The organism is Stenotrophomonas sp. YJH_SMC_82 (assembly GCF_059368875.1).
This window is the reverse complement of record NZ_JCAFSE010000009.1, coordinates 1-19,505: the sequence shown is the minus strand read 5'-3', so window position 1 is coordinate 19,505 and position 19,505 is coordinate 1. Positions and strand designations below refer to the sequence as shown.

At 63.6% G+C, this 19,505-nt stretch carries 31 protein-coding genes; 1 reads left to right on the top strand and 30 read right to left on the bottom strand.

All coding sequences use genetic code 11. The features are described from left to right. Window positions 1-135: 135 nt before the first annotated feature. Complete coding sequence (locus tag AC5P53_RS20390; protein WP_046429066.1) at window positions 136-1,527, bottom strand: class II 3-deoxy-7-phosphoheptulonate synthase; 1,392 nt, start codon at window positions 1,525-1,527, stop codon at window positions 136-138. Between the two features lie 216 nt (window positions 1,528-1,743). Between AC5P53_RS20390 and AC5P53_RS20385 the strand changes: the two genes are divergently transcribed. Next, complete coding sequence (locus tag AC5P53_RS20385) at window positions 1,744-3,867, top strand: TonB-dependent receptor (protein WP_495227503.1); 2,124 nt, start codon at window positions 1,744-1,746, stop codon at window positions 3,865-3,867. Window positions 3,868-3,971: 104 nt separating this feature from the next. Here the strand turns inward: AC5P53_RS20385 and AC5P53_RS20380 are convergent, their stop codons facing one another. From AC5P53_RS20380 to AC5P53_RS20240, 29 genes are all read right to left on the bottom strand, one after another. Next, complete coding sequence (locus AC5P53_RS20380; RefSeq protein WP_005415421.1) at window positions 3,972-4,478, bottom strand: disulfide bond formation protein B; 507 nt, start codon at window positions 4,476-4,478, stop codon at window positions 3,972-3,974. Between the two features lie 242 nt (window positions 4,479-4,720). After that, window positions 4,721-5,104, bottom strand: a complete 384-nt coding sequence (gene rplQ / locus AC5P53_RS20375) for a 50S ribosomal protein L17 (protein WP_005408217.1) — start codon at window positions 5,102-5,104, stop codon at window positions 4,721-4,723. Between the two features lie 190 nt (window positions 5,105-5,294). Then, complete coding sequence (locus tag AC5P53_RS20370; protein WP_005408216.1) at window positions 5,295-6,293, bottom strand: DNA-directed RNA polymerase subunit alpha; 999 nt, start codon at window positions 6,291-6,293, stop codon at window positions 5,295-5,297. A 55-nt stretch (window positions 6,294-6,348) separates the two neighbouring features. Continuing rightward, window positions 6,349-6,978: a 30S ribosomal protein S4 gene (gene rpsD / locus AC5P53_RS20365; RefSeq protein ID WP_004145446.1), complete on the bottom strand. Its 630-nt coding sequence runs from the start codon at window positions 6,976-6,978 to the stop codon at window positions 6,349-6,351. 15 nt (window positions 6,979-6,993) lie between these two features. Next, the gene (rpsK, locus tag AC5P53_RS20360; RefSeq protein ID WP_004145443.1) at window positions 6,994-7,383 is read right to left on the bottom strand and encodes a 30S ribosomal protein S11; all 390 of its coding nucleotides are present in this window, start codon (window positions 7,381-7,383) and stop codon (window positions 6,994-6,996) included. Window positions 7,384-7,394: 11 nt separating this feature from the next. Then, on the bottom strand, window positions 7,395-7,751 hold the full coding sequence (gene rpsM / locus AC5P53_RS20355) for a 30S ribosomal protein S13 (protein ID WP_004154500.1): 357 nt from the start codon (window positions 7,749-7,751) through the stop codon (window positions 7,395-7,397). 347 nt (window positions 7,752-8,098) lie between these two features. Next, on the bottom strand, window positions 8,099-9,466 hold the full coding sequence (gene secY / locus AC5P53_RS20350) for a preprotein translocase subunit SecY (protein ID WP_005415420.1): 1,368 nt from the start codon (window positions 9,464-9,466) through the stop codon (window positions 8,099-8,101). Between the two features lie 7 nt (window positions 9,467-9,473). Continuing rightward, window positions 9,474-9,917 carry a 50S ribosomal protein L15 gene (gene rplO, locus AC5P53_RS20345; RefSeq protein WP_004154498.1) on the bottom strand — a complete coding sequence of 148 codons (444 nt, stop codon included), beginning with the start codon at window positions 9,915-9,917 and terminating at the stop codon, window positions 9,474-9,476. A gap of 6 nt (window positions 9,918-9,923) precedes the next feature. Next, window positions 9,924-10,115: a 50S ribosomal protein L30 gene (gene rpmD / locus AC5P53_RS20340; RefSeq protein WP_005408214.1), complete on the bottom strand. Its 192-nt coding sequence runs from the start codon at window positions 10,113-10,115 to the stop codon at window positions 9,924-9,926. After that, window positions 10,108-10,650: a 30S ribosomal protein S5 gene (gene rpsE, locus AC5P53_RS20335; RefSeq protein ID WP_005408213.1), complete on the bottom strand. Its 543-nt coding sequence runs from the start codon at window positions 10,648-10,650 to the stop codon at window positions 10,108-10,110. The genes rpmD and rpsE overlap by 8 nt, the downstream gene beginning before the upstream one ends. Window positions 10,651-10,811: 161 nt before the next feature. Continuing rightward, the gene (gene rplR, locus AC5P53_RS20330) at window positions 10,812-11,171 is read right to left on the bottom strand and encodes a 50S ribosomal protein L18 (protein ID WP_169411773.1); all 360 of its coding nucleotides are present in this window, start codon (window positions 11,169-11,171) and stop codon (window positions 10,812-10,814) included. An 80-nt stretch (window positions 11,172-11,251) separates the two neighbouring features. After that, entirely contained in the window at window positions 11,252-11,776 is a 525-nt protein-coding gene (rplF, locus tag AC5P53_RS20325) for a 50S ribosomal protein L6 (RefSeq protein WP_014646052.1), read from the bottom strand. Window positions 11,777-11,794: 18 nt separating this feature from the next. Next, window positions 11,795-12,193 (bottom strand): 30S ribosomal protein S8, encoded by a 399-nt coding sequence (gene rpsH / locus AC5P53_RS20320; protein WP_005408210.1) that lies wholly within the window; start codon window positions 12,191-12,193, stop codon window positions 11,795-11,797. A gap of 258 nt (window positions 12,194-12,451) precedes the next feature. Further along, on the bottom strand, window positions 12,452-12,757 hold the full coding sequence (gene rpsN, locus AC5P53_RS20315) for a 30S ribosomal protein S14 (RefSeq protein WP_005408209.1): 306 nt from the start codon (window positions 12,755-12,757) through the stop codon (window positions 12,452-12,454). An 18-nt stretch (window positions 12,758-12,775) separates the two neighbouring features. After that, entirely contained in the window at window positions 12,776-13,318 is a 543-nt protein-coding gene (rplE, locus tag AC5P53_RS20310) for a 50S ribosomal protein L5 (RefSeq protein ID WP_005415416.1), read from the bottom strand. Window positions 13,319-13,329: 11 nt separating this feature from the next. Then, window positions 13,330-13,647, bottom strand: a complete 318-nt coding sequence (rplX, locus tag AC5P53_RS20305) for a 50S ribosomal protein L24 (RefSeq protein ID WP_004154490.1) — start codon at window positions 13,645-13,647, stop codon at window positions 13,330-13,332. 16 nt (window positions 13,648-13,663) lie between these two features. Beyond that, window positions 13,664-14,032, bottom strand: a complete 369-nt coding sequence (gene rplN, locus AC5P53_RS20300; protein ID WP_010483978.1) for a 50S ribosomal protein L14 — start codon at window positions 14,030-14,032, stop codon at window positions 13,664-13,666. A gap of 12 nt (window positions 14,033-14,044) precedes the next feature. Next, window positions 14,045-14,314, bottom strand: a complete 270-nt coding sequence (rpsQ, locus tag AC5P53_RS20295) for a 30S ribosomal protein S17 (protein WP_004154489.1) — start codon at window positions 14,312-14,314, stop codon at window positions 14,045-14,047. An 11-nt stretch (window positions 14,315-14,325) separates the two neighbouring features. Beyond that, window positions 14,326-14,511 (bottom strand): 50S ribosomal protein L29, encoded by a 186-nt coding sequence (gene rpmC, locus AC5P53_RS20290; RefSeq protein WP_004154487.1) that lies wholly within the window; start codon window positions 14,509-14,511, stop codon window positions 14,326-14,328. Beyond that, window positions 14,511-14,924: a 50S ribosomal protein L16 gene (gene rplP, locus AC5P53_RS20285; RefSeq protein ID WP_004154486.1), complete on the bottom strand. Its 414-nt coding sequence runs from the start codon at window positions 14,922-14,924 to the stop codon at window positions 14,511-14,513. The genes rpmC and rplP overlap by 1 nt, the downstream gene beginning before the upstream one ends. Before the next feature lie 5 nt (window positions 14,925-14,929). Further along, the gene (gene rpsC / locus AC5P53_RS20280) at window positions 14,930-15,664 is read right to left on the bottom strand and encodes a 30S ribosomal protein S3 (RefSeq protein WP_004145350.1); all 735 of its coding nucleotides are present in this window, start codon (window positions 15,662-15,664) and stop codon (window positions 14,930-14,932) included. A gap of 18 nt (window positions 15,665-15,682) precedes the next feature. Then, the gene (gene rplV, locus AC5P53_RS20275; RefSeq protein WP_004145348.1) at window positions 15,683-16,018 is read right to left on the bottom strand and encodes a 50S ribosomal protein L22; all 336 of its coding nucleotides are present in this window, start codon (window positions 16,016-16,018) and stop codon (window positions 15,683-15,685) included. A gap of 12 nt (window positions 16,019-16,030) precedes the next feature. Next, entirely contained in the window at window positions 16,031-16,300 is a 270-nt protein-coding gene (rpsS, locus tag AC5P53_RS20270) for a 30S ribosomal protein S19 (RefSeq protein ID WP_005415413.1), read from the bottom strand. 6 nt (window positions 16,301-16,306) lie between these two features. Next, window positions 16,307-17,134, bottom strand: a complete 828-nt coding sequence (gene rplB, locus AC5P53_RS20265) for a 50S ribosomal protein L2 (protein WP_004145339.1) — start codon at window positions 17,132-17,134, stop codon at window positions 16,307-16,309. A gap of 10 nt (window positions 17,135-17,144) precedes the next feature. Next, window positions 17,145-17,444 (bottom strand): 50S ribosomal protein L23, encoded by a 300-nt coding sequence (rplW, locus tag AC5P53_RS20260; RefSeq protein ID WP_004145338.1) that lies wholly within the window; start codon window positions 17,442-17,444, stop codon window positions 17,145-17,147. Then, window positions 17,441-18,046, bottom strand: a complete 606-nt coding sequence (gene rplD / locus AC5P53_RS20255; protein WP_004145337.1) for a 50S ribosomal protein L4 — start codon at window positions 18,044-18,046, stop codon at window positions 17,441-17,443. The genes rplW and rplD overlap by 4 nt, the downstream gene beginning before the upstream one ends. A 12-nt stretch (window positions 18,047-18,058) precedes the next feature. Continuing rightward, a complete protein-coding gene (gene rplC, locus AC5P53_RS20250) occupies window positions 18,059-18,709 on the bottom strand; it encodes a 50S ribosomal protein L3 (RefSeq protein ID WP_004145336.1) in 651 nt (216 codons plus the stop codon). A gap of 11 nt (window positions 18,710-18,720) precedes the next feature. Beyond that, a complete protein-coding gene (gene rpsJ / locus AC5P53_RS20245) occupies window positions 18,721-19,032 on the bottom strand; it encodes a 30S ribosomal protein S10 (protein WP_005408208.1) in 312 nt (103 codons plus the stop codon). Between the two features lie 332 nt (window positions 19,033-19,364). After that, the coding region (locus AC5P53_RS20240) for an EF-Tu C-terminal domain-related protein (protein ID WP_487247787.1) at window positions 19,365-19,505 on the bottom strand (141 nt) is incomplete at its 5' end.

Below are 19,505 nucleotides of genomic sequence, written 5' to 3'. Positions count from 1 at the left end.
GCGGGATTCACGGCGTGTCCTGCCTGCCCACATCGCCCCGCCATCCCACGGAATGCATGCTGTTGCCGTTGCTTAGGCCGTTGCCGTTGCCGTTGCGTCAGCAGGTGCAGGGCTGCAAGCCCTGCCGCAACGCCCTTACCGCACCTGCTCCTGCTTGCGCACGATCGCCATCGCGATCTCCAGCGACTGCTCGTAGTTCAAACGCGGGTCCACCGTCGAACGATACGCGCGTTCCAGGTCGCGCTCGGTCAGTTCGCGCGCGCCACCGGTGCATTCGGTCACGTCTTCGCCCGTCAGTTCCAGGTGCACACCGCCCAGTCGCGTGCCTGCGGCCGCATGCAGATCGAACGACATCTCCACTTCGCCACGCACGTTGTCGAAGCGGCGCGTCTTGAAGCCATTGGCGGTGCTTTCGGTGTTGCCATGCATCGCGTCACACACCCACAGCACGCGACGGCCATCGCGCTTGACCGCATCCAGCAGCGGCGGCAGCTTCTCGGCAATCTGCGCTGCCCCCATGCGGTGGATGAAGCTCAGTCGCCCTGGCTCGTCATGCGGGTTGAGCACATCGATCAGGCGCAGCAGCTGGTCCGGCGTCACCGACGGGCCGACCTTGATCGCAATCGGATTGCGCACGCCACGCAGGTATTCCACGTGCGCGCCGTCAAGCGCGGCGGTGCGCATGCCGATCCACGGGTAATGCGTGCTCAGGTTCAACCAGCCCTGCTGGCGCGGCACCTGCCGGGTCAGCGCCTGCTCGTAGGGCAGCAGCAGCGCTTCATGCGAGGTGTAGAAGTCGATGCGGTTGAGGTTGTGCACGCGGGCCCCGGCCAGGGTTTCCATGAAGTGCACCGCATCACCGATCGACGCCACCATCTTCTGGTACTCGGCAGCCAGCGGCGAATGCCGCACCCACTCCAGGTTCCAGTACTCCGGATGATGCAGGTCGGCGAAGCCGCCATCGATCAGCGCACGCACGAAGTTCATGGTCATCGCCGAATGCGCATGCGCCTGCAGCATCCGCTTCGGATCCGGCAGGCGCGCCGCCTCGGTGAACGCCGGCGCATTGATCACATCGCCGCGGTAGCTGGGCAGGGTCACGCCGTCGCGGGTCTCGGTATCGGCCGAACGCGGCTTGGCGTACTGGCCGGCAAAGCGCCCGACGCGGATCACCGGCTGGCGAAGGCCATGCACCAGCACCAGGCTCATCTGCAGCAGCACTTTCAACCGGTTGGAAATCGTGCCCGATTCGCAGTCGCTGAAGTTCTCGGCGCAGTCGCCGCCCTGCAGCAGGAAACGCTTGCCTTCCTGGGCCTCGGCCAACTGTTGCTTCAGCGCCAGGATCTCCCACGAGGTGACCAGCGGCGGTAGCCGCTTCAGTTCGTGCAGGGCGGCGTCCAGCGCCACCGGGTCAGGGTAGGTCGGCATCTGCAGCGCGGTCTTGCCGCGCCAGCTCTCCGGCGACCAGGCAGCGCCAGCGGCGGTCGCGGCAGGATCGAGGACGGGCGGAACGGCGGACAGGCTCATTGCAGACTTCCGGGGAGGGGGGCGGTCATGGTCGCAGAGCCAGCCGCTGGCGCAAAGGGCTGGGCACGCCCTGCACATGACTGAACGCCGGGGAAAGGGCATAGCGATCGGCCAGAAACCGCATGGTCACGGCCGCCCGGACAGGCGCATGATTCGCCACGCACTGTTACGAAGTAACACTCCGTCCCCGTCGGCCCCTTCCACAGCCTATCTGCCATGAAGCCCTCCCTGCTCGCTACCGGCATTACCTTCGCCCTGACCCTGGCCAGTCTGCCCACCCTCGCTATGGCCGCCGATGCCGCCGCTCCCGTGAAGGACCTCGACACGGTCACTGTCAGCGCCCAGCTCGACCAGGCCCGCAATGCGCTGTCGCCGGACATCGGCAGCAGCCAGTACCAGATCACCGCCGAGGACATCCAGAAGCAGCCGCTGGGTGCCTCCGCGCCGCTCAGCCAGGTGCTGCTGCAGGCTCCGGGCGTGGTCCAGGATTCCTACGGTGGCGTGCACGTGCGCGGCGACCACGCGAACCTGCAGTACCGCATCAACGGCGTACTGCTGCCCGAATCGATCTCCGGCTTCGGCCAGACCCTGGATGCCCGCACCATCAAGAGCATCCGCCTGATGGACGGGGCGCTGCCGGCGCAGTTCGGCGAGCGCACCGCTGCGGTGGTCGACATCACCACCCGCAGCGGCGCCGAGCTCGGCAATGGCGGCAGCGCCGGTCTGACCGCAGGCTCGTTCGGCAAGATCAATCCGAATGCCTCGTGGTGGGGCAATCAAGGGCGCTGGAGCTGGTTCCTGACCGGCAACTACGACCAGAACGAGGTCGGCCTGGAGAACCCGACCCGCTCGCGCAAGCCGCTGCACGACGACACGCACCAGGGCAAAGCCTTCGCCGACCTGACCTACCTGGTCAACGAGAACACCCGCCTGAGCGTGTTCGCCGGCTTTGCCAACAATCGCTTCCAGATCCCGGTCAATCCCGGGCAGACCCCGCAGTTCGGTTACCTGGACACGACCACCTTCGACTCCAGCCAGCTGGATGAAACCCAGCGCGAGACCACCCGCTTCGGCATGCTGGTGCTGCAGGGCACGCTGGGCGGCACCGCCTACCAGCTGTCCGCCGGGCAGCGCTACAGCGACGTGGCGTTCAACCCGGATGTCATCGGCGATCTGGTATTCAGTGGCGTCGCCTCCCAGGTCCAGCGCAGCAACCGCGCCAACACGCTGCAGGCCGACCTCTCCACCCCGCTGGGCAACGACCACACGCTGCGATACGGCCTGTACGGCAACTACGAGAATGCGCGCGCCAGCAACAACAGCTTGGTGTTCCCGGTCGATGGCGCCGGCCAGCAATCCAGCACCACGCCACTGCTGATTCCAGACCGCAGCGCCTTCCACGCCAGCACGCTGGCGGTGTACGTGCAGGATGAGTGGAAGATCGGCGACGACTGGACAGTGAACTACGGCCTGCGTGGTGATCGCTACAAGGCCTTCGGCCGCACCGAGGGCCAGCTCAGCCCCCGCCTGGGCGCGGTCTGGAATGCCAGCGACAGCACCACCGTGCATGCCGGCTATTCGCGTTACTTCACGCCACCGGCCAGTGAGCTGATCGCCAGCAGCGATATCGCCCTGTACGACGGCACCACCAACCAGCAGCCGGGCGGCGGCAACAACATTCCGCTGGCCGAACGCAGCGACTACTACGACATCGGCGTCTCGCAGCAGCTGGGTGAACACCTGACCCTGGGCCTGGACGCGTACGACCGCCGCGTCGCGCGCCTGCAGGACGAAGGCCAGTTCGGCGCCGCCTACATCTACTCGACGTTCAACTACCGCCGCGGCCATATCCGTGGGCTGGAGTTCAGTGCCGACTACAGCAGCGGTCCGTTCAGCGCCTACTTCAACGCGGCGTACAACAAGGCCATCGGCACCCAGGTCATCACCAGCCAGTACAACCTCGATCCGGACGCGCTGGCCTATGTGGCCGACCACTGGATCCACCTGGACCACGACCAGAAGCTGACGTCGTCGGGGGGCTTCAGCTACGCCTTCGCCGGGCACAACCGGGTCGGTGCCAACTACGTGTTCGGCAGCGGCCTGCGTTCGGATATCGAGGGCGTGCCCAACGGCGGCGAGCTGCCGTCCTACCTGCAGGTGAACCTCAGCGCCGGGCATGATTTCAATGCCGACAGCGGCCATCCGCTGCACGTGCAGCTGGCCGTGATCAACGCATTGGATCGCAGCTACCAGCTGCGCGATGGCGGCGGTGTCGGCGTGTTCGCCCCGCAATGGGGACCGCGCCGCGGCGCCTACCTGAGCCTGCAGCAGGACTTCTGAGGAGACAGGGGTCGGATCCCTTTCCGCAGGAAAGGGCTCTGACCCCACACCGGAAATGGGGTCAGAGCCCTTTGCGATGCAAAGGGATCCGACCCCATCCTGCTTCAGCGCTTGACCTTGCGCAGCGACACCACCAGTGCCCACAGCGCCAGCAGCACGAACCACACGCCCGACCACATCGGCATGGTCAGGCCCAGGAACGTCCAGTCGATGTTGCCGCAGTTGCCGGTACCGGTCAGCACCGTGCGGAACACTTCCAGCGGCCCCATGGTCTCGCGCAGGAAGCTCAGCGGCGGGCCACAGGTCGCGCCCATCTCCGGCGGCAGCATCTGCACGTAGACGTGGCGCGCAGCGATGCCCACGCCGACGGCCGCCGCGATGAAGGCGAGCACGCCGTAGGTGGCGCGGCCGGGACGGTTGGACGGCCCGTGCAGCGCACCGATCAGGAACAACAGGCCCAGCGCGGCAAAAGCCAGGCGCTGGAAGATGCACAGCGGGCACGGCTCCAGGCCCATCTTCAGCTGCAGGAAGATCGCGTAGCCGAGCAGGCCCGCGCAGATCAGGAAGCCCAGGAAGAACTGGGCGCGGAAGGGCCAGCGCAGTGGATTCATCGTCAACGCTCGAATGGATCAAGGCGCCAAGCGTAACCGAGAGCGCGCCCCGTTCGAACCGCCACAGGTGACGCCTGTCGGAACGGTGCGGGTCGGATCCCTTTGCGAATGCAAAGGGATCTGACCTGCGGTGCTGCCTGCTCGGGGTCAGAGCCCTTTCCTGCGGAAAGGGATCCGACCCTTGGAAACGCAAAAGCCCGGCAGGAGCCGGGCTTTCGCTGTGTCGCGTTGGAGCGGTCCGATTACTCGGCCACTTCCTCGGCCACGACCGGACGGTCAACCAGCTCGACGTAGGCCATCGGTGCGTTGTCGCCGGCACGGAAACCGCACTTCAGCAGGCGCAGGTAGCCGCCCGGACGGTTCGCGTAGCGCGGGCCCAGGATGGTGAACAGGTTGCCCACGGCTTCGTTGTCGCGCAGGCGGGCGAAGGCCAGACGGCGGTTGGCGACCGAGTCGACCTTGGCCAGAGTGATCAGCGGCTCGGCAACGCGGCGCAGTTCCTTGGCCTTCGGCAGGGTGGTCTTGATCAGCTCGTGCTTGAACAGCGAGGCGGCCATGTTCTTGAACATCGCTTCGCGGTGCGCGCTGGTGCGGCTGAACTTACGGCCAGACTTCTGGTGACGCATGGTGATATTCCTTGGTTAATGATGCGGCTGTGTGGATCGTTGTCGCCATCCTGGCGTTACTGCGCGGACTGCGGTTGGTCCTGGCCGCCCGTCCTGGACGACCTGCCCGCGAACCTGCGGTTCGTCGTGGCATGGTGTGTTGCGTTGAAGGCTCCACCGCGAGCGGTGGAGCCTCCAGGCATTACCGATATCAGCCCAGCATGCCGTGGCTGGCGACGCCGGCCGGCGGCCAGTTCTCCAGCTTCATGCCGAGGGACAGGCCGCGCTGAGCCAGCACTTCCTTGATCTCGGTGAGCGACTTCTTGCCCAGGTTCGGGGTCTTCAGCAGCTCCACTTCGGTCTTCTGGATCAGATCGCCGATGTAGTAGATGCTTTCAGCCTTCAGGCAGTTGGCCGAACGCACGGTCAGCTCCAGATCGTCGATCGGGCGCAGCAGCACCGGATCCACGCCGTTGTTGGCCGGCTTGGCCGCACCGCGGTCGCGGTGGGTGAAGTCACCGAACACCGACAGCTGGTCGCTGAGGATGTCGGCGGCGGTGCGCACGGCTTCCTCGGCATCGATGGTGCCGTTGGTCTCGATATCGATGACCAGCTTGTCCAGGTCGGTACGCTGTTCGACACGCGCCGCTTCCACGGCGTAGGCGACACGGCGGACCGGCGAGAACGAGGCATCCAGGACCAGGCGGCCGATGGCACGGGTTTCTTCGTCCGGACGACGACGCGCGGCAGCCGGCTGGTAGCCGAAACCACGTTCGATCTTCAGACGCATGTTGATCGCCGTATCCTTGGTCAGGTGGCAGATCACATGGTCGCCGTTCAGGATCTCCACATTGTGGTCGACCTTGATGTCGGCAGCGGTGACAACGCCCGGGCCCTGCTTGGACAGGGACAGGGTGGCGCTGTCGCCGGAGTGCATACGGATGGCCACGTCCTTCAGGTTCAGCAGGACTTCGAGCACGTCCTCCTGCAGACCTTCGACCGTGGTGTACTCATGCAACACGCCGTCGATTTCGACTTCCGTGATGGCGAAGCCCGGGATGGACGACAGCAGCACGCGACGCAGGGCATTACCCAGCGTATGCCCGTAACCCCGCTCCAAAGGTTCGATAACGACCTTTGCACGGGTGTCGGTAAGGCGTTCGATCTGCGGACCGCGAGGACGCAGAACCTGGTTGGCGGTAACCGTCATGTTGCGGGTTCTCCTAGTGAACCCCCGGCCGTCGCCGGGGGCTCTCCAATGTGAATTACTTCGAATACAGCTCGACGATCAGCGCTTCGTTGATGTCCGCAGGCAGATCCGAACGATCCGGAACAGCCTTGAAGATGCCGGTGAACTTGCCGGAATCCACTTCAACCCACGACGGGCTCAGGTCATGCTGGGCGGCGACGGTCAGGGCTTCCTGGACGCGCAGCTGCTTGGCAGCCTTTTCAGACAGGGCGATGGCGTCGCCAGCCTTGACCTGGTACGAAGCCAGGTTGACCGACTTGCCATTCACGGTGACGCCGCGGTGCGACACCAGCTGACGGGCAGCCGGACGGGTCACGGCGAAGCCCATGCGGTAGACGACGTTGTCCAGGCGGGTTTCCAGCAGCTGCAGCAGGTTCTCGCCGGTGTTGCCCTTCTTGGTCGAGGCCTTCTTGTAGTAGTTGCGGAACTGACGCTCCAGCAGGCCGTAGATACGCTTGACCTTCTGCTTTTCACGCAGCTGGGTGGCGTAGTCGGACAGCTTGCCCTTGCGGGCAGTGGCGCCGTGCTGGCCGGGCTTCTGCTCCAGCTTGCACTTCGAGTCCAGCGCACGCGCCGGGCTCTTCAGGGACAGGTCGGCGCCTTCGCGGCGGGCGAGCTTACAGGTAGGACCGATATAACGAGCCATTTCTTATCGCTCCCTTTAGACGCGACGCTTCTTCGGCGGACGGCACCCGTTGTGCGGGATAGGCGTCACGTCGATGATGTTGGTGATCTTGTAGCCGACGTTGTTCAACGAACGCACGGCCGACTCACGGCCCGGACCCGGGCCCTTGATGCGGACTTCCAGCGACTTCACGCCGTAGTCCAGCGCAGCACGACCGGCCTTTTCAGCAGCCACCTGGGCAGCGAACGGGGTCGACTTGCGCGAACCGCGGAAGCCAGCGCCACCGGAGGTCGCCCACGACAGAGCATTGCCCTGGCGGTCGGTGATGGTGACGATGGTGTTGTTGAACGAAGCGTGGACGTGGGCAACGCCGTCGGTGACGACGCGCTTGATCTTCTTCTTGGTCTTAGCAGCGGGCTTAGCCATTTCTCAGTCCCTTACTTCTTGATCGCCTTGCGCGGACCCTTGCGGGTGCGGGCGTTGGTACGGGTGCGCTGGCCACGCAGCGGGAGGCCACGACGGTGACGCAGGCCGCGGTAGCAGCCCAGGTCCATCAGGCGCTTGATCGCGATACCGATTTCACGGCGCAGATCGCCTTCCACGATGTACTTGCCGACTTCGGCGCGCAGGCGCTCGATTTCCGGCTCCGACAGATCGCGGATCTTGGTGGTCGAAGCAACGCCTGCGACTTCGCAGACCTTCTTCGAACGGGTACGGCCGATGCCGTAAATGCTTTGCAACCCGACCCAGACATGCTTCTGGGCTGGCAGGTTGACGCCTGCAATACGCGCCATGACGCGGTTCTCCAGCTGAGTGATGGCCGACAGCGCGCCTCGGGCACGCCAATCCGGCAGGATGGATCAAAAAAGTGAACTAGCGATACTAACAAGGTTCCGGTTTACATGGAAGCCCGTGAAACCGTTGGTTTCATGAACCCGGCCTGGGGAGTGTGCCCAGGCTCCGGCGCCGGATGGGGTTGGACCTGGGGTTTCCCCCGGGGCCGCCCGCGCTACTCCAGCGCGGGACCACCTCATCACACCCCCACCCGGAACCGCTGCGGGGGCCGCCCTTCGTTTGTGTGGCCGGAGTCCGCGAAGCGGAGGGACCATCACGTCAGGAAGACGAAAGTATAACAGGCCTATCAGCCGCGGGCAAAACCGCCGCGGTTGCCACCCTTCAGGTTGGCCTTCTTCAGCAGGCTCTCGTACTGGTGGGACATCAGGTGCGCCTGCACCTGGGCGATGAAGTCCATCACCACCACCACCACGATCAGCAGCGAAGTACCACCGAAGTAGAACGAGGCGTTCAGCTGCGTGCGCATCAGTTCCGGCAGCAGGCAGACGATCACCAGGTACGCCGAGCCGGCCGCGGTCAGGCGGGTCAGCACGCCGTCGATGTAGTCGGCGGTCGCCTTGCCCGGACGGATGCCCGGAATCAGCGCACCGGACTTCTTCAGGTTGTCGGCGGTTTCCTGCGAGTTGAACACCAGCGCGGTATAGAAGAACGCGAAACCGGTGATCAGCGCAGCGAACACGATCATGTGCAGCGGCTCGCCCGGGCCCAGGGCGTTGGCGACCTTCTGCAGGACCTGGCCGAAGCTGCTCTGGTTGGCGGCCTGGCCGGACCACATGGCCAGGGTGGCCGGGAAGGCCAGCAGGCTCGAGGCGAAGATCGCCGGGATGACGCCGGCCATGTTGAGCTTCAGCGGCAGGAACGAGGTCTGGTTCATGTACGCGTTGCGACCACCCTGGCGGCGCGCGTAATTGACCGTGATCCGGCGCTGGCCACGCTCGACGAACACCACGAAGAAGGTGAAGGCGAGCACGACGATGGCGATCAGCAGCAGCTGGATGAACTGGATGTTGCCGTCGCGGTAGGCATCGAAGGTGTGGATGACCGCACCCGGCAGGCCCGCCACGATACCGGCGAAGATGATCAGCGACACGCCGTTGCCGATGCCGCGCTCGGTGACCTGCTCACCGACCCACATCAGGAACATGGTGCCGGCGGTCAGTGCGACCACGGCAGTGAGCACGAAGCCCATGCCCGGCGCATACACGACCGGAGCGCCCGACGGCGAGACCTGGCCCTGCAGGGCCAGCGCGATCGAGCCGCCCTGCACCACTGCCAGCAGCACGGCGCCGATGCGCGAATACTGGGTGATCTTGCGGCGGCCGGACTCACCTTCCTTCTGCATCGCCTTCAGGGCGGGGAAGATGTGCACGGCCAGCTGCATCACGATCGATGCCGAGATGTACGGCATCACGTTCAGCGCGAAGATGCTGAAACGGTGCAGGGCGCCGCCCGAGAACATGTTGAACATGTCCACGATGCCGCCGCCCTGCTGTTGCATCATGGCAAGCATGGCATCGGGATTGACGCCCGGCACCGGCACGTAGCAGCCGATGCGATAGACGATCAAAGCCCCGACGACGAACAGCAAACGTTGGCGAAGTTCAGTGAACTTGCCCATTCCGCCCGCGAGGTTACCGATGCCAGCTTGCGCCATGATTTTCTTACTCCGTTACGCTGCCGCCGGCAGCTTCGATTGCAGCCTTGGCACCGGCCGTGGCAGCAATACCCTTCAGGGTGAACGCCTTGGTCACTTCGCCCTTGACGACGACCTTGGCCTTCTTTGCGGTGCTCGGGACCAGCTTGGCAGCACGCAGGGCGGCGAAATCGATCTCACCGGCCGGCAGCTTGTCCAGCGCGTACAGCAGCACTTCAGCGGTGTCCTTGGCGATCGGCGAACGGAAGCCGATCTTCGGCAGACGACGCTGCATGGGGGTCTGGCCGCCTTCGAAGCCAGCCTTGATCTTGCCGCCACCCTTACGGGCGAACGAACCCTTGTGGCCGCGGCCGGCAGTCTTGCCCAGGCCCGAGCCGATACCGCGGCCGACGCGGGTGCGCTCGGTGCGGGCGCCCGGTGCCGGGCTCAGTTCATTGAGACGCAGAGTCATGGTCGATTACTCCTCAACCTGGACGAGGTACTGAACCTTGTTGATCAGGCCGCGTACCTGCGGGCTGTCCTTCAGTTCACGCACATCGTTGAGCTTGTTCAGGCCCAGGGCACGCACCGACAGGCGGTGACGCGACTGGGTACCACGCAGGCCACGCACCAGGCGGACCTTCACAGTCTTGTTGGACTCATTAGCCATGGTTGAGTTCCTCCACCTTCTTGCCGCGCTTGGCCGCGATGCGAGCCGGCGACTGCGCAGCAGACAGGCCCTTCACGGTGGCACGCACCAGGTTGATCGGGTTACGCGAACCGGTGGCCTTGGCCAGCACGTTCTTCACGCCAACGGCTTCCAGCACGGCGCGCATGGCACCGCCGGCGATCACGCCGGTACCTTCCGAAGCCGGCTGCATGAACACGCGGGCTGCGCCGTGACCATCCTTGATGGTGTGCCACAGGGTGCCGTTGTTCAGGTCAACGCTGACCAGGTTCTTGCGGGCCTGTTCCATCGACTTCTGGATGGCGACCGGCACTTCGCGGGCCTTGCCATAACCGAAACCGACCTTGCCTTCGCCGTCGCCGACAACGGTCAGGGCGGTGAAGGTGAACTGGCGGCCACCCTTGACGGTCTTGCTGACGCGGTTGACCGCGACCAGCTTTTCGATCATGCCGTCGTCGATCTTCTCTTCGCGGTTACGGTCGCGATCGCGACCCCGCTGCTGACGCTCTTCTGCCATGTTGATTCCTTGGTTGTTTGGGTATGTACGGCTCGAGGCCGCTTATGGTTGTGGAGTGACGCGTTGTTCCGGTGGGCCACTGCAGAAGAGCGGCGCCGTCCAGCCTCGCTCAGGCTGGCGAGCAGGCAGGCAGGAGGCCATCGACCCCCTGCCCTTGTCCCTTAGAACTGCAGGCCGGCTTCGCGGGCCGCTTCTGCCAGGGCCTTGATGCGGCCGTGGTAGCGGTAGCCCGAACGATCGAAGGCAACCTTCTCGACGCCGGCGGCCTTGGCGCGCTCGGCGACGATGCGGCCAACCTTGGCAGCGGCATCGGCGTTCTTGCCGTTCTTCAGGCCTTCCTTGACGTCGGTCTGGGTGGTGTTGGCGGCAGCCAGCACCTTCGAACCGTCAGCGGTGAAGACCTGGGCGTACAGGTGCTGGCCGGTGCGCAGCACCGACAGGCGGGCGACGCCGAGCTCACGGATGTGGGCGCGGGTCGACTTGGCGCGACGCAGGCGGGCGATGTTCTTGTTCATTTTGATTATTCCTTGAAAGCTGAAGGATGGGCTTCTCCCTGAGGAGTCCGCACATGGATGTGCGGGCTCTTGCGAGGGACTCGCACTTACGCCTTCTTGGCTTCCTTACGGATGATGACTTCGTCGGAGTACTTCACGCCCTTGCCCTTGTACGGCTCCGGTTTGCGGAACGCACGGATCTTGGCGGCGACTTCACCGACGACCTGCTTGTCAGCGCCCTGGACCAGGATCTCGGTCTGGGTCGGGGTGGTGATGGTGATGCCTTCCGGCGCCACGAACACGACCGGGTGCGAGAAGCCCAGCGACAGGCTCAGGTCCTTGCCCTGCATGGCAGCGCGGTAACCCACGCCAACCAGCTCCAGCTTGCGCTCGAAGCCTTCGGACACGCCCTTGACCATGTTGGACAGGATCGCACGCACGGTGCCGGTCAGTGCGACCAGCTCGGCGTTCTCGGTGCTCAGGGTGGCAACGCCATTGTCGACGTTGATGGCAATGCCGGCCGGCTTGGCCAGCGACAGGGTGCCCTTCGGGCCCTTGGCGGTGACGCTGTCCGACTGGACGTTCAGTTCAACCTTACCCAGGGTGATCGGCTTCTTGGCTACGCGGGACATAGTTCTACTCCTTTCGCCTTAGGCCACGAAGCACAGGACTTCGCCGCCGACGCCCAGCTGGCGCGCCTGCGCATCAGTCATGATGCCCTTGGAGGTGGAAATGATGGAGATACCCAGGCCGTTCATGACCTTCGGCAGCTCGCTCTTGCCGCGGTACTGGCGCAGGCCCGAACGCGAGAAGCGCTTCAGGGTCGCGATGACCGGCTTGCCTTCGAAATACTTCAGCACGATTTCCAGCTCGGACTTGTTGTTTTCCAGCTGGGTCACGCGCAGGTCGGTGATGTAACCCTCGTCCTTCAGGACCTGGGCGATCGCAACCTTGATCTTGGACGACGGGGCTTTCACCGTCTGCTTGCCAACTGCGGCCGCATTCTTGATGCGGACCAGCAGGTCGGCGATGGGATCAGTCATGCTCATATGAGTACCTTTGAGTGCACCGATATCCGCTTTCGCGAAAATCTGTTGTCTCCTGGAAACGGGCCAGGTCCCTTGATGCAGCGGGCCGGGGCCCACTCCTACAACCCCGTCTGCACAGGGCAAGACGCGGGAGTATACGCCAAAAGAGCCCGACTTGCGTCGGGCTCTTCGGGTTTTTTCGCAGAAAGGAAGCTGAACAGCCCCCTCCCCCGGTTCAGCACCCCCGCAAGGGGGTGCTGAGCGCAGGGCCGGCTGGGATTACCAGCTGGCCTTGCGCAGGCCCGGGACGTCGCCACGCATGGTGGCTTCGCGCAGCTTGTTACGGCCGAGGCCGAACTTGCTGTACACGCCACGCGGACGACCCGACAGCTCGCAACGGTTGCGCTGACGGCTCGGCGACGAATCGCGCGGCAGCTTGGCCAGCTTGGTTGCGGCGTCGATCTTCTCTTCGTAGGTCGCGTCCACGGAGGACACGATCTTCTTCAGAGCCGCACGCTTCTCAGCGTACTTCTTGGCCAGCTTTTCCCGCTTGATGTCGCGGTTGACCATGGAGGTCTTTGCCATTTCGGTTTCCTCGACAGATCAGTTACGGAACGGGAACTTGAACGCTGCCAGCAGCGCCTTCGCTTCCGCGTCGGTCTTCGCAGTGGTGGTGATGGCGATATCCATACCGCGGATCGCGTCGACGGCGTCGAAGTCGATTTCCGGGAAGATGATCTGTTCCTTCACACCCATGTTGAAGTTGCCGCGGCCGTCGAAGGAACGACCGGAAACACCACGGAAGTCGCGCACGCGCGGCAGCGAGATGTTGATCAGGCGGTCCAGGAACTCGTACATCTTGTGGCGACGCAGCGTGGTCTTGCAGCCGATCGGCCAACCATCACGGATCTTGAACGACGCAACCGAGATACGCGACTTGGTGACAACCGGCTTCTGGCCGGAAATCTTGGTCATGTCCGCGACGGCGTTTTCCAGGATCTTCTTGTTGGTGGCAGCCTCGCCGACACCCATGTTCAGGGTGACCTTGACGAGCTTCGGTACTTCCATCGGATTGGTGTAGCCGAACTGCTTCATCAGCGCCGGCACCACTTCTTCCTTGTAGATCTTTTCGAGACGGGAAGTCATCTTCACATTCCTCAGGCGTCGAGCGCCTCACCGCTGGAGCGGAACACACGCAGTTTGCGTCCATCCTCCAGCACCTTGAAGCCAACGCGTTCGCCCTTGCCCGAAGCCGGGTTCAGCACGTTCACGTTGGAGATATGGATCGAAGCTTCGCGCTCGACCACGCCGCCGGCAACACCTGCCTGCGGGTTCGGCTTGGTGTGGCGCTTGACGATGTTCACGTTGGCGACGACCACACGGTCACCGTCGACGCGGACGACTTCGCCCTGCTTGCCCTTGTCCTTGCCAGCGTTGACGACAACCTGGTCGCCCTTCTTGATACGGTTAGCCATGATTATCTCCTGTCGCTCACAGCACTTCGGGAGCGAGCGAGACGATCTTCATGAACTTCTCCGAACGAAGTTCACGGGTCACCGGCCCGAAGATACGGGTACCGATCGGCTCCTGCTTGTTGTTCAGCAGGACGGCAGCGTTGCCGTCGAAGCGGATCAGCGAGCCGTCGGCGCGACGCACACCCTTGCGGGTACGCACCACGACGGCGTCATACACTTCACCCTTCTTGACCTTGCCGCGCGGAATCGCATCCTTCACGGTGACCTTGATGATGTCGCCGATGCCGGCGTAACGGCGCTTGGAACCACCCAGCACCTTGAAGCACATCACCTGCTTGGCACCCGAATTGTCCGCGACGTCAAGGTAGCTCTGCATCTGGATCATGATTCAGACTCCTTATTCAGCCGCACGCGTGATGACTTCCACCACGCGCCAGTTCTTGGTCTTGGACATCGGAGCAATCTCGGTCACGCGGACGACATCGCCTTCCTTGCAGGCGTTGTCGGCATCGTGGGCGTGCAGCTTGGTCGAGCGCTTGATGTACTTGCCGTACAGCGCGTGCTTGACCTGACGCTCAACCAGGACGGTAACCGTCTTGTCCATCTTGTTGCTGACGACACGGCCTTCGACCGTGCGCAGCGTCTTCTTTTCAGTATTGTCGCTCATAGCGGCCATCCTTACTTCGTGCTGCCGAGCAGGGTCTTGACGCGAGCAATCTCGCGACGGACCCGGCGAATGTCGTGGGTCTTCGGCAGCTGGCCGGTGACCTGCTGCATACGGACAGAGAACTGTTCCTTACGCAGGTCGATCAGGTGGGCCTTGAGTTCGTCAGCCGACTTTTCACGGAGAGTTTTGATATCCATCAGCGCACCGTACGGGTCACGAAAGTGGTGGTGACCGAGAGCTTGGCGGCGGCCAGGCGGAACGCCTCGCGAGCCACTTCCTCGGAAACACCCTCGATTTCATAGATCATGCGGCCGGGCTGGATCTGGGCCACCCAGTATTCCACGTTACCCTTACCCGAACCCATTCGAACTTCGATGGGCTTCTTGGTGATGGGCTTGTCGGGGAACACGCGGATCCACATCTTGCCGCCGCGCTTGACGTAGCGGCTGATCGAGCGGCGGGCCGCTTCGATCTGACGCGCGGTCAGCTGACCGTGTGCGGTTGCCTTCAGGCCGTATTCGCCGAAGCTGACAGCGTTGGCGCTCCAGCTCAGGCCATCGTTACGGCCCTTGTGTACCTTGCGGTACTTGGTTCGCTTGGGTTGCAACATTGTCGTTACCTCGCTTCACGGGCCGGGCGCTGACGGTCACCACGGTCGCCGCGATCGTGACGATCGTTGCGCGACGGGGTGTCGTCCTGCTTTTCCTGGCCAACCTGGGAGAAATCGAAGACCTCGCCCTTGTAGATCCAGACCTTGATGCCGATGATGCCGTAGGTCGTCTTGGCTTCAGCGAAGCCATAGTCGATGTCGGCACGCAGGGTGTGCAGCGGCACGCGGCCTTCGCGGTACCACTCCGAACGGGCGATTTCAGCACCGTTGAGGCGGCCACCAACGTTGACCTTGATGCCCAGGGCACCCAGGCGCATCGCGTTGCCGACCGAGCGCTTCATTGCACGGCGGAACATGATGCGACGCTCCAGCTGCTGGGCGATCGACTCGGCAACGAGCTGCGCGTCCAGTTCCGGCTTGCGCACTTCGGTGACGTTGATGTGCGCCGGGACGCCCATCATCTCGCTCACTTCCTTGCGCAGCTTCTCGATGTCCTCACCGCGCTTGCCGATCACCACGCCCGGACGGGCGGTGTGGATCGTCACGCGAGCGGTCTTGGCCGGACGCTCGATCAGGATCTTGCTGATGCCGGCCTGAGCCAGCTTCTTGCGCAGCATTTCGCGCACTTTCAGGTCGGCTGCCAGGTAACCGGCGAACTCGGCCTTGTTGGCGTACCACTTGGAGTTCCAGTCCTTGGAAATGCCGAGGCGGATACCAATCGGATGAACTTTATGACCCATGGTCTTTTCCTTATCCGCTTACTTGGCGGCGCCCACAACCACAGTGATGTGGCTGGTGCGCTTGAGGATGCGGGTACCGCGGCCTTTCGCCCGCGCCATGAAACGCTTCAGGGTCGGACCTTCATCAACCATGATGGTCTGAACCTTCAGCTCGTCGACGTCGGCGCCCTGGTTGTTCTCGGCGTTGGCAATTGCCGACTCCACCACCTTCTTGATCAGGTGGGCAGCCTTCTTGTCCGAGAACTTCAGCAGGTTGACCGCACGTTCGGCCGGCAGACCGCGCACCTGGTCAGCGACCAGACGAGCCTTCTGCGGGGAGATGCGCGCAGTGCGCAGGATGGCTTTCGCTTCCATTGTCATCTCTCCTTACTTGCCCGACTTCTTGTCACCACCGTGACCCTTGAAGGTCCGGGTGATGGCAAATTCGCCGAGCTTGTGGCCGACCATGTTCTCGTTGACGAGAACCGGGATGTGGTTCTTGCCGTTATGCACGGCAATGGTGATGCCTACCATGTCAGGCAGGATCATCGAACGGCGCGACCAGGTCTTGATCGGCTTCTTGCTGCCCGCAGCGGCCTCCACCTTCTTGACGAGGTGGTGATCGACGAACGGGCCCTTCTTGAGTGAACGTGCCATGGTCGATTAGCCCCTACGATCGCGGACGATGAACTGCTGAGTGCGCTTGTTATGGCGCGTCTTGTAACCCTTGGTCGGAACACCCCACGGGGTGACCGGATGCGGGTTACCCTGGCCGGCCTTGGCCTCACCACCACCGTGCGGGTGGTCAACCGGGTTCATGGCAGCACCACGAACGGTCGGGCGGACGCCGCGCCAACGCTTGGCACCGGCCTTGCCCAGCTTTTCCAGGCTGTGCTCGTCGTTGCCGACTTCGCCGATGGTGGCGCAGCACTCGACCGGAACCTTGCGCATTTCACCCGAGCGCAGGCGCAGGGTGGCGTAGATGCCTTCGCGAGCCACCAGCTGCACGGCCGCACCAGCGGCGCGAGCAATCTGAGCGCCCTTGCCCGGCTTCAGCTCGATGCAGTGGATGGTGGTGCCGACCGGGATGTTGCGCAGCGGCAGGGTGTTGCCGGCCTTGATCGGGGCGTCCGAACCAGCGATCACCTGATCACCGGCCTTCAGGCCCTTCGGGGCGATGATGTAGCGACGCTCACCATCGACGTAGCACAGCAGGGCGATGTGGGCGGTGCGGTTCGGATCGTATTCGATGCGTTCCACGCGCGCCGGGATGCCCAGCTTGTTGCGCTTGAAGTCGATGATGCGGTAGTGCTGCTTGGCACCACCACCGACGTGACGCACGGTGATGCGGCCGTGGTGGTTGCGGCCACCCGAGCGGCTCTGCGACTCGACCAGTGCGGCGTGCGGAGCACCCTTGTGCAGGTCGGGCGTAACCACGCGCACGGCCGAACGGCGGCCGGGGGAAGTGGGCTTGAATTTCATCAATGGCATGGGATGTACCTCAGGCCTTGGCCGTTACATCGATCGACTGGCCGTCGGCCAGGCGAACGTACGCCTTGCGCCAATCGCCGCGGCGGCCAGCACGGTTACGGAAGGACTTGTTCTTGCCCTTGACGTTGACCACGTTGACGGCTTCGACCTTGACGTCGAACAGCTGCTCAACCGCGGCCTTTACATCGGCCTTGGTGGCTTCGTTCGAAACTTCGAAGACATACTGGTTGGAGAGTTCCTGCAGGCGCGCGGTCTTTTCGGAGACACGCGGGGCACGCAGCACGCTGAAGATTTTTTCGTTGCTGTTCATGCCAGCCACTCCTCGACCTTCTTGACCGCGTCAGCGGTGATGACGACCGTGTCGGCACCCACCAGCGAGACCGGATCCAGACCCTGGACGTCACGCACCTGCACGTACGGCAGATTGCGGGCGGACAGGTACAGGTGCTCGGACGCTTCTTCGGTGACGATCAGCGGGCGCTTGCCCACTTCCAGGCCGGCCAGCTTGGCGATCAGACCCTTCGTGTTGGTCACTTCGACATCGAAGGACTCCACGATGGTCAGACGGCCCTGACGGTTCAGCTCGGACAGGATCGCGCACATGGCGGCACGGTACTGCTTACGATTGACCTTCTGCTCGAAGCTGCGCGGCTTGGCCGCGAAGGTGACACCGCCGCCGACGAAGATCGGAGCCGTCAGTGCGCCATGACGCGCGCCGCCGCCCTTCTGCTTCTTCGACTTCTTGGTGGTACCAGCCACTTCGGAGCGAGTCTTCTGTGCCTTGGTGCCGGCGCGACCGGCGTTGCGGTAGGCAACGACGACCTGGTGGACCAGATCTTCGCTGAAATCGCGACCGAACACGGCGTCGGAGACCGAGACCTTGTTGTTGCTACCCGTGATAACGAGTTCCATCGTCATCTCTCCTTATGCCTTGCTCGCCGGACGGACGATCACATCGCCACCCGCCGCGCCCGGAACGGCGCCGCGAACGGCGATCAGACCGCGCTCGACGTCGACCTTGACCACTTCCAGGTTCTGGGTGCTCTGCTGCACCGCGCCCATGTGGCCCGACATCTTCTTGCCCGGGAAAACGCGACCCGGGGTCTGGCGCTGACCCAGCGAACCCGGCGCGCGATGCGACAGCGAGTTACCGTGGGTTGCATCGCCCATACGGAAGTTGTGGCGCTTGATGGTGCCCTGGAAGCCCTTGCCCTTGGTGACACCCTGGACGTCGACGATCTGGCCGACTTCGAAGATGTCCGCCTTGACTTCGCCGCCAACGGCGAAATCGCCGAGCTGCGCGTCTTCAACGCGGAATTCCCACAGGCCACGACCCGCTTCCACCTTCGCCTTGGCGAAGTGGCCGGCTTCCGGCTTGTTGACCAGGGCAGCGCGACGCGCGCCGACGGTCACCTGCACGGCGCTGTAGCCGTCGGTTTCGACGGTCTTGATCTGCGCGATGCGGTTCGGGGTTGCTTCGATCAGGGTCACCGGGATGGAACGGCCATCTTCGGTGAACACGCGGCTCATGCCGGCCTTGCGGCCCACGAAGCCCAACGAATACTTCTTCGTCATGGTCGTAGTCCTCAGGTCAGCTTGATCTGAACGTCGACGCCGGCAGCCAGTTCGAGCTTCATCAGCGCGTCCACGGTCTTGTCATTCGGGTCAACGATATCGAGCACGCGCTTGTGCGTGCGGGTCTCGTACTGGTCACGCGCGTCCTTGTCGACGTGCGGGGAGACGAGAACGGTGTAACGCTCGATCTTGGTCGGCAGCGGGATCGGGCCACGCACTTGCGCGCCGGTCCGCTTTGCCGTTTCAACGATCTCGCTGGCCGAACGGTCGATCAGACGATGATCGAACGCTTTCAGCCGGATCCGGATCTTTTGGTCCGCCATGGCGGTAGGTTCCTTCGTTAAAAGAGCGACAGACAAAGCCTCTGGGTTGCTTTGCCCCATGAAATTCCTGAATACGGACGGCCCGCAGTCCTGCAGGCCGACAAGGTCACTCCATGGACCTCAAAAACGTAGGCAGACCAGTTTCCCGGCCTGCCCAGACGTAGAAGCATAATGGCACGCAAGGCAGCTGTCAACAGTCGCCTGTTGACGCCGCCTGAATGGCATTGACCCTTCCTGGTCCGGGGAACACAAGGCACATCCTGTGCCTGCTTTCCCATTTGATACGCCCCGATGCCCTACCCAGGCAACATCGGGGCGCAGATACTACCAGATTACTCGATGATCTTCGAGACCACGCCGGCGCCGACGGTACGGCCGCCTTCGCGGATGGCGAAGCGCAGGCCTTCGTCCATTGCCACCGGGTTGATCAGGGTGACGACCATCTTGACGTTGTCACCCGGCATCACCATTTC